This is a genomic window from Streptomyces sp. NPDC002676, from assembly GCF_053592455.1.
Genome location: NZ_JBSFVT010000008.1, coordinates 308,183 through 323,359, shown reverse-complemented (window position 1 = coordinate 323,359; position 15,177 = coordinate 308,183). Strand labels below are relative to the sequence as shown.

The window sequence follows — 15,177 nt, the reverse complement described above, 5'->3', positions numbered from 1 at the left end:
AATCCCGGTCATAGTCTCGGCTCTGGCACTCCCCACTGGAGAGTGCCAACAAAGCGACGGGCAGGTCCGGCACCCGCGACGACGGATCCACCTGGTCGCCACCTCAGACAGTTAACCCCGTGAGATCTCCGAAGGGGGAGGTCGGATCGTGACGACCGCCAGCTCCAAGGTTGCCATCAAGCCGCTCGAGGACCGCATCGTGGTCCAGCCGCTGGACGCCGAGCAGACCACGGCCTCTGGCCTGGTCATCCCGGACACCGCGAAGGAGAAGCCCCAGGAGGGCGTCGTCCTGGCCGTGGGCCCGGGCCGCTTCGAGAACGGCGAGCGCCTTCCGCTCGACGTCAAGACCGGCGACATCGTGCTGTACAGCAAGTACGGCGGCACCGAGGTGAAGTACAACGGCGAGGAGTACCTCGTCCTCTCGGCTCGCGACGTGCTCGCGATCATCGAGAAGTAAACCTCGGCAACACTTGCCTTGAGCTGCGCCCCTGGCCCCCGCGACCGATAAGTAGCCGGGCGCCCGGGGCGCAGCTTTTTTCACCCACAGATTTCCGAGAGGGCTTCCGCTGTCATGGCGAAGATTCTGAAGTTCGACGAGGACGCCCGTCGCGCCCTTGAGCGCGGCGTCAACAAGCTTGCCGACACGGTGAAGGTGACGATCGGTCCCAAGGGCCGCAACGTCGTGATCGACAAGAAGTTCGGTGCCCCCACCATCACCAACGACGGTGTCACGATCGCCCGCGAGGTGGAGATCGAGGACCCGTACGAGAACCTCGGCGCGCAGCTGGTGAAGGAGGTGGCGACCAAGACCAACGACATCGCGGGTGACGGCACCACCACCGCCACCGTCCTCGCCCAGGCGCTCGTCCGCGAGGGCCTGAAGAACGTCGCCGCCGGCGCCTCCCCGGCCGCCCTGAAGAAGGGCATCGACGCGGCCGTCGCCGCGATCTCCGAGGACCTGCTGGCCACCGCGCGCCCGATCGAGGAGAAGTCCGACATCGCCGCCGTCGCCGCGCTGTCCGCCCAGGACCAGCAGGTCGGCGAGCTGATCGCCGAGGCGATGGACAAGGTCGGCAAGGACGGTGTCATCACCGTCGAGGAGTCCAACACCTTCGGTCTGGAGCTGGACTTCACCGAGGGCATGGCCTTCGACAAGGGCTACCTGTCGCCGTACTTCGTGACGGACCAGGAGCGCATGGAGGCCGTCCTCGAGGACCCCTTCATCCTCATCAACCAGGGCAAGATCGGCTCGATCGCCGACCTGCTGCCGCTGCTGGAGAAGGTCATCCAGGCCGGTTCCTCCCGGCCGCTGCTGATCATCGCCGAGGACGTCGAGGGCGAGGCCCTGTCGACCCTGGTCGTGAACAAGATCCGCGGCACCTTCAACGCCGTCGCCGTCAAGGCCCCGGGCTTCGGTGACCGCCGCAAGGCGATGCTGCAGGACATGGCGATCCTCACCGGCGCCACCGTCATCTCCGAGGAGGTCGGCCTCAAGCTCGACCAGGTCGGCGTCGACGTGCTCGGTTCCGCCCGCCGCGTCACCGTCACCAAGGACGACACCACGATCGTCGAGGGTGCCGGCAAGTCCGAGGATGTGCACGGCCGCGTCGCGCAGATCAAGGCCGAGATCGAGAACACCGACTCCGACTGGGACCGCGAGAAGCTCCAGGAGCGCCTCGCGAAGCTGGCCGGCGGCGTGTGCGTGATCAAGGTCGGCGCCGCCACCGAGGTGGAGCTGAAGGAGAAGAAGCACCGTCTGGAGGACGCCATCTCCGCGACCCGCGCCGCGGTCGAGGAGGGCATCGTCTCCGGTGGTGGCTCCGCTCTGGTCCACGCCTCCAAGGTCCTGGAGGGCAACCTCGACAAGTCCGGCGACGAGGCCACCGGTGTCGCCGTGGTCCGCAACGCCGTGGTCGAGCCGCTGCGCTGGATCGCGGAGAACGCGGGCCTCGAGGGCTACGTCATCGTCCACAAGGTCAAGGACCTGGAGAAGGGCAACGGCTACAACGCCGCCACCGGCGAGTACGGCGACCTGGTCAAGGCCGGCGTCATCGACCCGGTGAAGGTCACCCGTTCCGCCCTGGAGAACGCCGCCTCCATCGCCTCCCTGCTGCTCACGACCGAGACCCTGGTCGTCGAGAAGAAGGAAGAGGAGCCGGCCGAGGCGGGTCACGGCCACGGCCACGGCCACGCCCACTGAGCCACGCCGCTCTCGAGCGAAGGCCCGGCACCCAGGAAGGGGGCCGGGCCTTCGCCCTGTACTGCTCTAAAACTGCTGTACTGCGCTACTGCTCCAGCGCGTCGAGCGCGCCCAGCTGTTGCATCAGGCCCAGCTGGTCGTACTGCCACCACGTCTCGGCGATCTTGCCGTTCTCCGCGAACCGGAACAGGGTCAGCCCGGTCATGGAGACCTGCCTGCCGGTGGGCGCGATCCCCAGGAAGTCGCCCTTGTGCGTGGCGTTCCAGGCCCACCGGGCGCAGGCCTGGTTGCCCTGGGCGAGCACGCCCTCGATCGTGAACGCGAAATCGAAACCGCCGCGCCACATCCGGTACTCGCTGCGGGCGTTGTCCAGCCCGATGGTGTCCTGCGGGTTCGCCGGGTCGTGGCTGTGGATGTCCTCGTCCAGCAGGTCGTTCAGCGGGGGCAGCTCGCCCGCGACCGCGATCGCGTCGAAGAACCTGCGCACGGTGTCCTCGGCCAGCCGGTCGTCGCGTACGACGTCCAGGTCGGTGAACGTCGGCATCTCGTCGCACAGCGCGACCAGTTCCCGGAAGATCCGGTCGGTCTCCGGGAGGTTCGAGTTCCGCATCGCCTCCTCGTACGAGGGGAACTCCACCACTTCGACGATGTGCGACGCGTCCGAGCGGTCCTTGCCGACCACCGCGTGCGTCGCCGTGCGCTTCCCCTTGGTCTGCGCGACCCAGTCGTCCATGAGCCGGTTCATCTCGTCCAGCCGGCTGGTCTTGCACTCGATGAGCTGTACGAAGGTCATTCGACGCCGCCTTCCGGCCCCCCTGCCCCCGTTCCGTCACGCCCATTTTCGCACCGGAGCGACGGCGTCACCCGCCCGCCGGCCGCTACTGCGGCCCGTACTTGCGCCCCGTCTTCGACGAGATCCCGCCGAGCAGCGACCTCGGGGTCACCTTCACCAGGCCCATCAGTGCCTTGTAGCGGGGGTCCGGGATGGACAGCGACTTGCCGCGCGCGAGGTCGGCCAGCGCCGCCGTGACTACGTTGTCCGCGTCCAGCCACATCCAGCCGGGGATGTTGTCCGTGCCCATCCCGGCCCGCTGGTGGAACTCGGTGCGCACGAAACCGGGGCAGAGCGCCATCAGCCGCACCCCCGTGCCGGCGAGGTCCTTCGCCGCGCCCTGCGTGAACTGCACGACCCACGCCTTGGAGGCGCCGTACGTCCCCCGGGGCACGAAGGCGGCCACCGAGGCCACGTTCACCACTCCGCCGCGACCGCGCTCGCGCATCGCCTCGGCCGCCGCCGAGGTCAGCCTCAGCACTGCCTCGCAGTGCACCTTGAGCATCTTCAGCTCGTCCGCCATCGACACGTCGAGATAGCGGCCCTTGTTGCCGAACCCGGCGTTGTTGACCAGCAGATCGACCGGGTTGCGGCGGTCGCCGACCCGCTCCGCCACCGCCTCGATGCCCTTGTCCTCGGACAGGTCGGCGGTCAGCACCTCCGCCTCGATGCCGTGCCGGTCGTGCAGCTCGGTCGCCTGCTCGCGCAGCCGTTTGGTGTCCCGGGCCACCAGGACGAGGTCATGTCCGTCAGCCGCCAGCCGCCGCGCGAACGCGGCACCGATCCCCGCGGTCGATCCCGTAATCAGAGCCGTTGTCATGGCCCAAGGGTAGTGACCCGGACCGACAGAGTCCGCTGTCCGCCGGGCCTGTCCCGAAGACCGGACTGACGGGCGATCAGCCCCCGTACTTATCCACGTACTTGCGGGCCGCGGCCAGCGTCTCCGGGTGCAGCGCCTCGCCGGCCACGAGCAGCTGCGGCAGCAGTTCCCGCTCGGTGGTGACCGCGCGGAACTCCATCGCCGTCGTCACCGAATGGTCCGGCCGGTGCACGATCTCGATCTGGTCGCCCGCCCGTATGGAGCCCGGTTCGATCACCCGCAGGTAGGCACCCGTTGCGCCCTTCAGGGTGAACCTCTTCACCCAGCCCTGTTCGCCCAGGTGGCCCTGGAACGTGCGGCACGGCACACGCCCCGAGGTCACCTCCAGAACCACCTCGGAACCGATCCGCCAGCGCTCGCCGATCAGTGCCCCGGAGACGTCGAGTCCCTCCGTCGTGAGGTTCTCGCCGAAGCAGCCGTTGGCCAACGACCGGCCCAACTCGCGCTCCCAGTCGTCGAGGTCCTCGCGCGCGAAGGCGTACACGGCCTGGTCGTCCCCGCCGTGGTGCCGCAGGTCGCACACCGCGTCCCCGGCGACTCCGCTCGCCCCCACGCCCTTGGGTCCGGGGGCCGCCACCCGCACCGGACCGTCGACGGGCTGCTTGTCGATGCCCGTCAGGCCGTCCGGCTGGTCCGTGTACGGCACCGGACGGGGGCGGCCGAGATTGACAGAGAGAAGCTTCATGTACGCACGGTACGGGATCACCCCTCAAAGCATCGACGCATTATTGGGCGCCGCACCCAAGGTTGCCTTATGATTCAAGGGTGATCGAGGCCCGTCATCTCCGCGTCCTGCGCGCCGTCGCCACCACCGGCTCCTTCTCGGCGGCGGGGCGTGAACTGGGCTGCACCCAGCCCGCCGTCAGCCAGCAGATGAAGGCCCTGGAGGCCTCGGTCGGCACCCCGCTGCTGGTCCGCAGCGGCCGGGAGATGCGCCTCACCCAGGCCGGCGAGGCCCTCGTCCGGCACGCCTCCGGCATCCTCGCCGGGCTCACCGCCGCAGAGGAGGAGGTCGCCGCGATCGCGGGCCTCAGGGCCGGGCGGGTCCGGCTGGTCTCCTTCCCGAGCGGCAGCTCCACGCTGGTCCCCACCGCCCTGGCCGCCCTGCGCGCCGCCCACCCCGGCACCCGTGTCTCGCTGGAGGAGGCCGAGCCCCCGAGGTCCGTCGAACTGCTGCGCGGCGGCGACTGCGACGTGGCGCTGGCCTTCCGCTACGAGGGTGCAGCTCTCGTCGAGGACTATGACGACCTCGTCGTACGGCCCCTGCTGACGGACCGTCTGGTCGCCCTGGTGCCCGAACGGCACCGGCTCTCGCACGCGGAGTCCGTCGCCATAGGCGAACTGGCCGAGGAGCCCTGGATCGCGGGCTGCCCGCGCTGCCGCGGTCAGCTGGTGGAGGCGTGTGCGAGCGCCGGGTTCACCCCGCGCATCGACTTCGCCACGGACGACTATCCGGCGGTGGTCGGCCTGGTCCGTGCGGGTCTCGGGGTCGCGGTGCTGCCCCAGCTCGCGGTGGAGTCGGTACGGCCCACAGGAGTCCGGGCGGTGCGGCTGGAACCGGCGGTACGGCGGGAGATCGTCGCCCTCACCCTGCCCGACCTGGCACCGGTGCCGGCCGTGGCGGCGACGCTGGAACAGCTGGCCCGGGCGGCCGGGCACGTGTAGGAGCCCCCTCGCGGGGTCGGCGCAGGGGCCCGCGCAGAGTCATGGGCACGCGGCGCGCGTGCCCGGTGCGGGTTGGATTGAAGAAACGTTCCTTCAGGTGTTCGGGGCTGCCTCCCCGCCGGGGGTCGAAGCCGACACCAGGCGGTTTCGGGCCCGTCCCATCAACTCTTCGCGCTCGTCCTCGGTCAGGCCGCCCCACACGCCGTACGGCTCACGCACCGCCAGCGCGTGCGCGGCGCACTCCGCACGGACCGGGCACCTCATGCAGACCTCTTTGGCCGAGTTCTCACGAGCGCTCCGAGCCGCCCCGCGCTCGCCCTCCGGGTGGAAGAAGAGCGAGCTGTCCACCCCGCGGCAGGCAGCGAGCAACTGCCAGTCCCACAGGTCCGCGTTCGGTCCGGGAAGGCGGGAGAAATCTGCCATTACGTGACCCCTTGTAGCCGTTCTGGGCGGATACGGTGCCATCGACCGTACATCTCCGGTCTAAGGAGATGAAAATATGACTCATTGCGAATCTAGCCCCGGACACTGCGAAACGGGAAGAAAATCGTCTAAATGGGGCATAGGTTGTGATGAAAAGTTGAGGGTCCGTCGGGCATGTCTGCATCGTGTTGGCTCCCTCACGTAGAGTGCCGAAGACGGCGTGCGGCCCCGTAACTCTTTCGAGTGACCGTCGTTGAGAGTGCGGAGGCGGTTGAAAAAACAAGCGCTCGGGCAGGCGTCCGAGACGGTCGACCGCACAGGTGACGATTCCGTACCAGCCTGGAGGCTCAAGGTGACGCGCATCAGCTGCGGAGGGCGGTCATGACATCCGTCCTCGTCTGCGACGACTCCCCGCTTGCCCGAGAGGCGCTGCGCCGCGCGGTGGCGACCGTGCCCGGCGTCGAGCGCGTGACCACGGCGGCCAACGGCGAGGAAGTCCTCCGCCGCTGGGGCGCCGACCGCTCCGACCTGATCCTGATGGACGTACGCATGCCCGGCCTGGGCGGCGTCGAGACCGTGCGCCGGCTGCTGTCCGCCGATCCGGGCGCGCGCATCATCATGCTCACCGTCGCCGAGGACCTCGACGGCGTGGCCCTCGCGGTCGCCGCCGGCGCCCGGGGCTACCTGCACAAGGACGCCTCGCGCGCGGAGCTGCGCGCCACGGTGACGCAGGCCCTCGCCGACCCGACCTGGCGACTCGCCCCGCGCCGCCTGCGCTCGGCGGAGATGGGTGCCGCGCCCACGCTCACCGCGCGCGAGATCCAGGTGCTGGAGGGCATGAGCCACGGCCGCTCCAACGCCGAGATCGGCCGGGAGCTGTTCCTCTCCGAGGACACCGTCAAGACGCACGCCCGCCGCCTGTTCAAGAAGCTCGGCGCCTCGGACCGGGCCCACGCGGTGGCGCTCGGCTTCCGCTGGGGACTGGTCCGGTAGGAAGTGCGCCACGGCGGGGCAGCGGTCCGCCGACCGGATTCCCCCGCCTGCCACGCCGCGGGCGGGGCCGGCCGACGCCGGAACACTCCGCGCGCCGGGCGGGCTCCTGACGCCGAGCGCGCTCCCACCGCCCGGGCGGGCCGACCGGGAGCCGGTCTCTCCGGCCGCGCCCCGGGGGCGCGTCGGCGGAGGTCGCTCTGTGCTGCGGCCCCGGATGCGAGGGGTGAGCGGGGCTGCGGGGCGGCTCACCTTGCGCGGACCGTGAGCGGCGGGTGCGTCTGCCACGGGATCCCTGGCTGTTCGCACGGGATTCCCCGTCGCACTCGCAGGATCCCCGGCTCTGTGCGCGGAATTTCCGGCCGCTTCTCTGACCTGCTGTGTTGCCCATCATCCCGGGGCGCGGACTCGCCGGTTGCCGACCCGTGGCCCCTTCCCGGAGTGCGGGATGCGGCTGCCCGGCGGACGGCCGATGCTTGTTTCGCCGCGGATGCCGCATCCTTGAGATGTGGAGTCTCTCGGGGACGAGTCGGTCGAGCGGAAGGGGAGGGCGCAGGAGATGAGTGCCGGCGCACCTGCTCATAACGCTTCGGTGCACAACCAAGAGCACGATGCGACGGACCGGACGGCCGCAGGGCACCATGGACCGATGCGCGACGACGAGGCGGGCACGGCCCACGGGGCGATCGGTGCCCTGGTGCACCGTGCCGTCGACGGGGACGCGCAGGCCACGCACGATCTGCTCGCGCACGTCCACCCGCTGGCGCTGCGCTACTGCCGCACCCGGCTGTCCCGGCTCCCCGGGGACGCGCGCCACTTCGTGGAGGACCTCGCCCAGGAGGTCTGCGTAGCCGTCCTGCTCGCCCTGCCGCGCTACCGCGACACCGGCCGCCCCTTCGAGGCGTTCGTCTTCGCCATCGCCTCCCACAAGGTCGCCGACCTCCAGCGCGCCGCGATGCGGCACCCGGGCTCCACGGCGGTGCCGTCCGACGAGATGCCGGAGCGGCCCGACGACTCCCTCGGCCCCGAGGAGCGCGCCCTGCTCAGCAGCGATGCCGAGTGGGCCAAGAAGCTGCTGGCCAACCTCCCGGAGAACCAGCGCGAGCTGCTGCTGCTGCGTATCGCCGTGGGCTTGACCGCGGAGGAGACCGGGCAGATGTTGGGAATGTCACCCGGGGCGGTCCGGGTTGCCCAGCACCGCGCGCTGAGCCGGCTGCGGGCGCTGGCCGAGCAGTAAGAACAGGCGCGGCGACGGTTCTGTACGAACATACGAAGCCGAAGGCGATCTCGCACCGTGGAATTTGCTGGCCACGCTTCCCGTTAGCATGGACATCCGCACCGATCAAGGCCATTTGGGGAAGGTGTCATGACTGCCAACGTCGACGGAGTGCCCGGAAAATTCGCGACACTCGGGCTGACCTACGACGACGTGCTGCTGCTGCCGGGCCCGTCGGACATGGCGCCCGACGAGATCGACACCGCCTCGTACGTCTCCAAGAACGTGCGGGTGAACATCCCGCTGCTGTCCGCCGCCATGGACAAGGTGACCGAGTCCCGCATGGCGATCGCGATGGCCCGCCAGGGCGGTGTCGGCGTTCTGCACCGCAACCTGTCCATCGAGGACCAGGCCAACCAGGTCGACCTGGTGAAGCGCTCCGAGTCCGGCATGGTCACCGACCCGATCACGGTGCACCCCGAGGCCACGCTCGCCGAGGCCGACGCGATCTGCGCCAGGTTCCGCATCAGCGGCGTCCCGGTGACCGACGGCGACAAGAAGCTGCTCGGCATCGTCACCAACCGCGACATGGCCTTCGAGAGCGACCGCAGCCGCCGGGTGCACGAGGTCATGACGCCGATGCCGCTGGTCACCGGCAGGGTCGGCATCTCCGGGCCGGAGGCCATGGAGCTGCTGCGCAAGCACAAGATCGAGAAGCTCCCGCTGGTCGACGACGAGGGCGTCCTCAAGGGCCTGATCACCGTCAAGGACTTCGTCAAGGCCGAGCAGTACCCGAACGCCGCCAAGGACGCCGAGGGCCGGCTCATCGTCGGCGCCGCGGTCGGCGTGGCCGGTGACGCCTTCGAGCGCGCCCAGGCCCTGATCGAGGCCGGCGTCGACTTCATCGTCGTCGACACCGCCCACGGCCACTCCCGCCTGGTCGGCGACATGATCGCCAAGATCAAGTCGAACTCCACCGGCGTCGACGTCATCGGCGGCAACGTCGCCACGCGCGACGGCGCCCAGGCGCTGGTCGACGCGGGCGCCGACGGCATCAAGGTCGGCGTGGGCCCCGGCTCCATCTGCACCACCCGCGTGGTCGCCGGCGTCGGCGTCCCGCAGGTCACCGCGATCTACGAGGCCGCGCTCGCCGCCAAGAACGCCGGTGTCCCGGTGATCGGCGACGGCGGTCTGCAGTACTCCGGCGACATCGCCAAGGCCCTGGTCGCGGGCGCCGACACGGTGATGCTCGGCTCGCTGCTCGCGGGCTGCGAGGAGTCCCCGGGCGAGCTGCTGTTCATCAACGGCAAGCAGTTCAAGTCGTACCGCGGCATGGGCTCGCTCGGCGCCATGCAGACCCGCGGCGACCGCAAGTCGTTCTCCAAGGACCGCTACTTCCAGGAGGGCGTCGCCTCCGACGAGCAGCTGATCCCCGAGGGCATCGAGGGTCAGGTGCCCTACCGCGGCCCGCTGTCCTCCGTCGTCCACCAGCTGGTCGGCGGTCTGCGCCAGTCGATGTTCTACGTGGGCGGCAGGACCGTGCCCGAGCTGCAGGAGAACGGCCGGTTCGTGCGGATCACCTCGGCGGGTCTGAAGGAGAGCCACCCGCACGACATCCAGATGACGGTCGAGGCGCCGAACTACAGCAGGAAGTGACGCACCCGCGCGCGTAGCGCCCTTCAAGGCGTGATCGACGGCGGCCCCGGAACCTCCGGGGCCGCCGTTGCCGTACCCGTCGGCGATACTGGAAGGCGCTGCAACGCAAACGGAAAGGCCACCATCGTGACTGAGATCGAGATCGGGCGCGGCAAGCGCGGGCGGCGGGCGTACGCCTTCGACGACATCGCCGTCGTCCCCAGCCGCCGTACGCGGGACCCGAAGGAGGTCTCGATCGCCTGGCAGATCGACGCCTACCGCTTCGAGCTGCCCTTCCTGGCCGCCCCCATGGACTCGGTCGTCTCCCCGGCCACCGCGATCCGCATCGGCGAGCTGGGCGGCCTCGGCGTGCTCAACCTCGAAGGCCTGTGGACGCGGTACGAGGACCCGCAGCCGCTGCTGGACGAGATCGCCGAGCTGCCCGACGAGCAGGCGACCCGCCGTCTGCAGGAGATCTACGCGGCCCCCATCAAGGAGGAGCTGATCGGCGCGCGCATCAAGGAGGTGCGCGACTCCGGCGTGGTCACGGCGGCGGCGCTCTCCCCGCAGCGCACCGCGCAGTTCTCCAAGGCGGTCGTGGACGCGGGCGTGGACATCTTCGTCATCCGCGGTACGACGGTCTCGGCGGAGCACGTCTCGTCCTCGCACGAGCCGCTGAACCTGAAGCAGTTCATCTACGAGCTGGACGTCCCGGTGATCGTCGGCGGCTGCGCCACGTACACCGCCGCCCTGCACCTGATGCGCACCGGCGCGGCCGGCGTCCTGGTCGGCTTCGGCGGCGGCGCCGCGCACACCACGCGCAACGTGCTCGGCATCCAGGTCCCGATGGCCACCGCGGTCGCCGACGTGGCCGCCGCCCGCCGCGACTACATGGACGAGTCCGGCGGCCGGTACGTCCACGTGATCGCGGACGGCGGCGTCGGCTGGTCCGGCGACCTGCCCAAGGCGATCGCCTGCGGCGCCGACGCGGTGATGATGGGCTCCCCGCTGGCCCGTGGCACGGACGCGCCCGGCAAGGGTCACCACTGGGGCATGGAGGCGGTCAACGAGGAGCTGCCCCGCGGCAAGAAGGTCGACCTCGGCACGGTCGGCACGATCGAGGAGATCCTCACCGGCCCGTCCCACACCCCCGACGGCTCGATGAACGTCTTCGGTGCCCTGCGCCGTGCCATGGCCACCACCGGCTACAGCGAGCTGAAGGAGTTCCAGCGCGTCGAGGTGACGGTCGCGGACAGCCAGCACCGCCGCTGACGCCCGTACGACGCGAAGGGCCCGTCCACCGGAGCGGTGGACGGGCCCTTTCCCGTGCCTGAGCGGCTGCTGCCGAGCGGTTACGCGGCGGCCTTCTTGGTGCCCGAGAACGCGGCGAACGCGGCGATGGCGATGAACACGAAGGTCAGCGGGTCCGCGTCCTCCTTCCAGGCCTTCTGGACGATGTCGAGGTGGTCGAAGAACACCTCGGAGAAGCCCACGTGCACCAGCTTGGCGATCATCATGGCCTCGCCGACGAGCTGGCCGAGGTAGACCGAGCCGACCGCGAGCAGGGCGGCGGCGATCGGGACGACAGGGTTGCGGCCACCCGCCTTGCCCGCGGCGAGACCGATGACGAAGCCGACGCCGACCGCGGCCCAGCCGATCTCGTGCTTGGTGAGGCCGATGATCACGCCGTACAGGCCGCCCACGACCAGGGCGGCGGCCACGGCGGCGAGCAGGCCGACGACCAGGTTGTCCCGGCCCGGCGCGGGCGGCACCGGCGGAGCGAACGCGCCCGGCTGCGGCGCGTACGGCGCTCCGGGGGCGCCCGGGGCGCCGACCGGGGGCTGCTGGCCGTACGGGTTGCCGTCCGCCGGACCGTACTGGGGCTGCTGCGGCGGCGGGTATGACTGGCTCATGACAGGAAATCCCCCGTGTTGTGGCACAACTGGATGAAGTGGACGAAGAAGGTGGCTGACGCGCACATACGCGTGTGTGAAGAGCCCGGGGGAGACTAACAGCCGGGGACGACAGCGCCCCCGGCGTTTTCCGCTTGAGACCGCCCTGAGATCCACTCGGGACCGAAGCTACAGCCGGTGCGCCGCCCCCGTCGGTGTCGCTCCCCGGGTGTCCAGCAGCAACTGCGCCTTCACCGACAGCCCCTGGAGGTCGTACGTGCGGTGCTGCTGGACCAGGATCGTGAGGTCCGCGGCGGCGGCGGCCTCGTACAGCGAGTCCGCGCGCGGGACCGGCCGCTCCAGGACGCTCCACGCGGGCACGTACGGGTCGTGATAGCTGACGGAGGCGCCCAGTTCCATCAGCCGTACGGCGATCTCGTGCGCCGGTGTGCCCTGCTGGTCGGCGAGGTCGGCCTTGTAGGTGACGCCGAGCAGCAGTACGCGCGCGCCGCGGGCCGACTTGCCGTGCTCGTTGAGGAGGGCCGCGGCGCGCTGGACGACGTACCGCGGCATGCGGTGGTTGACCTGCTGGGCCAGTTCCACCATGCGCAGGGTGCGGCCCGCGTGGCCGGTCAGGTCCTGCGGGACGGCGGGCCCGCCGACGCCCGGGCCGGGCCGGAACGTCTGGAACCCGAACGGCTTGGTCTCCGCGCAGCGGATGACGTCCCACAGGTCGACGCCCAACTCGTGGCACAGGACGGCCATCTCGTTGACGAGCGCGATGTTGACGTGCCGGTAGTTGGTCTCCAGCAGCTGCACGGCCTCCGCCTCGCGCAGCCCGCGCGCGCGGACGACCTTGTCGGTGAGCCGCCCGTAGAAGGCGGCTGCCGATTCGGTGCAGGCGGGGGTGAGGCCGCCGATGACCTTGGGGGTGTTGGCCGGGGTGTGCTCGCGGTTGCCGGGGTCGACGCGGCTGGGCGAGTAGGCGAGGTGGAAGTCGCGCCCCGCGCGCAGTCCGGAGCCCTCCTCCAGCAGGGGGCGCAGGAACTCCTCGGTCGTCCCGGGGACCACGGGCGACTCCAGGATCACGGTGGTGTGCGGGCGCAGCCGTTCGGCGAGCGTGCGGGCCGCCGCCTCCACCTGGCCGAGGTCGAGCCCCCCGTCGGCGCCGCGCGGGGTCGGCGCGCAGATCACCGCCGTGCGCACCCGCCCGAGCTGGGCGGGATCGGTGGCCGGCCGGAACCCCGTGGCGTGCATCCGGCGCAGCTCGGCGGGGCTGAGCGAGCCCGCCTCGGGGCCGGTGGCATAGCCGATGGTGGGGATGCCCGCGGCCACGGCGGCCTGGGCGAGCGGCAAACCGTAGGGGCCGAGTCCGATGACGGCGAGGTCTGCGGGCATGGCGTGGCCGTCCTTCCCAATAGCCGAAGCGGGACAGGTGCGCAACCGCTGTGGACAAGACGAGCTAGCGCACGGTCAGACTAGGAGTAAATATGAACGTTATGTGGGATTGTGTTCGTGTGTCTTCCGGGGGTTGCGCGCGAGTTGTCCACAGGTTGGATCCGCGTGGTGGCTGAAGTCGGGCAAGCCGGTCAGAATTTGGGCATGAGGAGGGGGTGAACCGGGCTTCGCCCGCCGGGTGCGGCCGACGCGAGCGATCTGCGACAGCGGGAGGCAGCGGTGAGGACAGCGACACTGGGGCCGGAGCAGCGCGCCGAGGCGCTGGCGGCGATGGCCGAGCGCGAGCTGGACGTACTGGTGGTCGGCGGCGGGGTCGTCGGCGCGGGTACGGCACTGGACGCCGTCACGCGCGGCCTTTCCACCGGGCTGATCGAGGCCCGCGACTGGGCGTCCGGCACCTCCAGCCGGTCCAGCAAGCTCATCCACGGCGGCCTGCGCTATCTGGAGATGCTCGACTTCGCGCTCGTCCGCGAGGCCCTGAAGGAGCGCGGCCTGCTCCTGGAGCGGCTCGCCCCGCACCTGGTCAGGCCGGTGCCGTTCCTGTACCCGTTGCAGCACAAGGGCTGGGAGCGGCTGTACGCCGGCTCGGGCGTGGCCCTGTACGACGCGATGTCCATGGCCCGCGGGCACGGCCGCGGGCTGCCCCTGCACCGCCATCTGACCCGCCATCATGCCCTGCGCATCGCCCCCTGTCTGAGGAAGGACGCCCTGGTCGGCGCCCTCCAGTACTACGACGCCCAGATGGACGACGCCCGTTTCGTGGCCACCCTGGTGCGCACGGCCGCGTCGTACGGCGCGAAAGTCGCCAACCGCGCGCGCGTGACGGGCTTTCTGCGCGAGGGCGAGCGGGTCGTCGGCGCCCGGGTGCAGGACGTGGAGGGCGGCGGGGAGTACGAGATCCACGCCAAGCAGATCGTCAACGCCACCGGGGTGTGGACCGACGACACGCAAGCCATGGTGGGGGAGCGCGGCCAGTTCCACGTCCGCGCCTCCAAGGGCATCCACCTGGTCGTGCCGAAGGACCGCATCCACTCCACCACCGGTCTGATCCTGCGCACCGAGAAGTCCGTCCTGTTCGTCATCCCGTGGGGCCGGCACTGGATCATCGGCACCACCGACACCGACTGGGACCTCGACAAGGCCCACCCGGCCGCGTCCAGCGCGGACATCGACTACCTGCTGGAACACGTCAACTCGGTGCTCGCCGTGCCGCTGAGCCGCGACGACGTGGAAGGCGTGTACGCCGGTCTGCGTCCGCTGCTGGCCGGCGAGTCCGACGCCACCAGCAAGCTGTCCCGCGAGCACACCGTGGCGCATCCCGCGCCGGGCCTGGTGGTCGTGGCGGGCGGCAAGTACACGACCTACCGGGTCATGGCCAAGGACGCCGTCGACGAGGCGGTGCACGGCCTCGACATGCGCGTCGCCGACTGCGTGACCGAGGAGATCCCGTTGCTCGGCGCGGAGGGCTACCGGGCCATGTGGAACGCGCGGGCGCGGATCGCCGCCCGCACCGGACTGCACGTGGTCCGCGTGGAACACCTGCTGCACCGCTACGGCTCGATGGCCGAGGAGATCCTGGACCTCATCGCCGCCGACCCCGCCCTCGGCGAGCCGCTGACCGGCGCCGAGGACTATCTGCGCGCCGAGGTGGTGTACGCCGCCTCGCACGAGGGCGCCCGGCACCTGGACGACGTCCTCACCCGCCGCACCCGCATCTCCATCGAGACCTTCGACCGGGGCACTCGCAGCGCCCGCGAGGCCGCCGAGCTGATGGCACCCGTCCTCGGCTGGGACAAGGACCAGGTCGAGCGTGAGGTCGAGCACTACGAGAAGCGGGTGGAGGCCGAGCGGGAGTCGCAGCTCCAGCCGGACGACCTGACCGCGGACGCGGCGCGGCTGGGGGCGCCGGACATCGTTCCGCTCACCTGACCCGGCGCCGGATATCACCCGAACGAGTGTCCTTTGCCGGGATCTCTGTCCGGGCCC

The 15,177-nt window shown here is 70.6% G+C and carries 14 protein-coding genes; 8 read left to right on the top strand and 6 right to left on the bottom strand.

From position 1 onward, the window contains the following. Positions 1 to 148 precede the first annotated feature (148 nt). On the top strand, positions 149 to 457 hold the full coding sequence (gene groES, locus ACWD3E_RS24270) for a co-chaperone GroES (protein WP_055493212.1): 309 nt from the start codon (positions 149 to 151) through the stop codon (positions 455 to 457). Positions 458 to 571: 114 nt separating this feature from the next. Next, positions 572 to 2,200 (top strand): chaperonin GroEL, encoded by a 1,629-nt coding sequence (gene groL, locus ACWD3E_RS24265; RefSeq protein ID WP_451389647.1) that lies wholly within the window; start codon positions 572 to 574, stop codon positions 2,198 to 2,200. 85 nt (positions 2,201 to 2,285) lie between these two features. Here the strand turns inward: groL and ACWD3E_RS24260 are convergent, their stop codons facing one another. The 3 genes from ACWD3E_RS24260 to ACWD3E_RS24250 form a co-directional block, all read right to left on the bottom strand. After that, entirely contained in the window at positions 2,286 to 2,993 is a 708-nt protein-coding gene (locus tag ACWD3E_RS24260) for an ester cyclase (protein ID WP_451389646.1), read from the bottom strand. Positions 2,994 to 3,078: 85 nt separating this feature from the next. Then, positions 3,079 to 3,852 (bottom strand): SDR family NAD(P)-dependent oxidoreductase, encoded by a 774-nt coding sequence (locus ACWD3E_RS24255; protein WP_451389645.1) that lies wholly within the window; start codon positions 3,850 to 3,852, stop codon positions 3,079 to 3,081. Positions 3,853 to 3,928: 76 nt separating this feature from the next. Then, positions 3,929 to 4,597, bottom strand: coding sequence for an MOSC domain-containing protein (locus tag ACWD3E_RS24250; protein WP_451389644.1), 669 nt, complete (start codon positions 4,595 to 4,597; stop codon positions 3,929 to 3,931). A gap of 80 nt (positions 4,598 to 4,677) precedes the next feature. Here ACWD3E_RS24250 and ACWD3E_RS24245 point away from each other — a divergent pair, with 80 nt between their 5' ends. Beyond that, a complete protein-coding gene (locus tag ACWD3E_RS24245) occupies positions 4,678 to 5,577 on the top strand; it encodes a LysR family transcriptional regulator (protein ID WP_451389643.1) in 900 nt (299 codons plus the stop codon). Positions 5,578 to 5,670: 93 nt separating this feature from the next. Here ACWD3E_RS24245 and ACWD3E_RS24240 read toward each other — a convergent pair whose 3' ends face one another. Then, positions 5,671 to 6,000 (bottom strand): WhiB family transcriptional regulator, encoded by a 330-nt coding sequence (locus tag ACWD3E_RS24240; protein ID WP_451389642.1) that lies wholly within the window; start codon positions 5,998 to 6,000, stop codon positions 5,671 to 5,673. Positions 6,001 to 6,381: 381 nt separating this feature from the next. Here ACWD3E_RS24240 and ACWD3E_RS24235 point away from each other — a divergent pair, with 381 nt between their 5' ends. From ACWD3E_RS24235 to ACWD3E_RS24220, 4 genes are all read left to right on the top strand, one after another. Beyond that, entirely contained in the window at positions 6,382 to 6,993 is a 612-nt protein-coding gene (locus ACWD3E_RS24235; protein WP_003948568.1) for a response regulator transcription factor, read from the top strand. A gap of 646 nt (positions 6,994 to 7,639) precedes the next feature. Beyond that, on the top strand, positions 7,640 to 8,227 hold the full coding sequence (locus ACWD3E_RS24230) for a sigma-70 family RNA polymerase sigma factor (protein ID WP_121787335.1): 588 nt from the start codon (positions 7,640 to 7,642) through the stop codon (positions 8,225 to 8,227). 129 nt (positions 8,228 to 8,356) lie between these two features. Next, complete coding sequence (gene guaB / locus ACWD3E_RS24225) at positions 8,357 to 9,862, top strand: IMP dehydrogenase (RefSeq protein ID WP_451389641.1); 1,506 nt, start codon at positions 8,357 to 8,359, stop codon at positions 9,860 to 9,862. Between the two features lie 126 nt (positions 9,863 to 9,988). Next, positions 9,989 to 11,113, top strand: coding sequence for a GuaB3 family IMP dehydrogenase-related protein (locus tag ACWD3E_RS24220; RefSeq protein ID WP_451355633.1), 1,125 nt, complete (start codon positions 9,989 to 9,991; stop codon positions 11,111 to 11,113). Between the two features lie 80 nt (positions 11,114 to 11,193). Here the strand turns inward: ACWD3E_RS24220 and ACWD3E_RS24215 are convergent, their stop codons facing one another. Then, the gene (locus tag ACWD3E_RS24215) at positions 11,194 to 11,754 is read right to left on the bottom strand and encodes a hypothetical protein (RefSeq protein ID WP_451389640.1); all 561 of its coding nucleotides are present in this window, start codon (positions 11,752 to 11,754) and stop codon (positions 11,194 to 11,196) included. A gap of 168 nt (positions 11,755 to 11,922) precedes the next feature. Beyond that, a complete protein-coding gene (locus tag ACWD3E_RS24210) occupies positions 11,923 to 13,131 on the bottom strand; it encodes a nucleotide sugar dehydrogenase (protein WP_451389639.1) in 1,209 nt (402 codons plus the stop codon). A 279-nt stretch (positions 13,132 to 13,410) separates the two neighbouring features. Here ACWD3E_RS24210 and ACWD3E_RS24205 point away from each other — a divergent pair, with 279 nt between their 5' ends. Continuing rightward, positions 13,411 to 15,120, top strand: coding sequence for a glycerol-3-phosphate dehydrogenase/oxidase (locus tag ACWD3E_RS24205; protein WP_451389638.1), 1,710 nt, complete (start codon positions 13,411 to 13,413; stop codon positions 15,118 to 15,120). Positions 15,121 to 15,177: the final 57 nt, after the last annotated feature.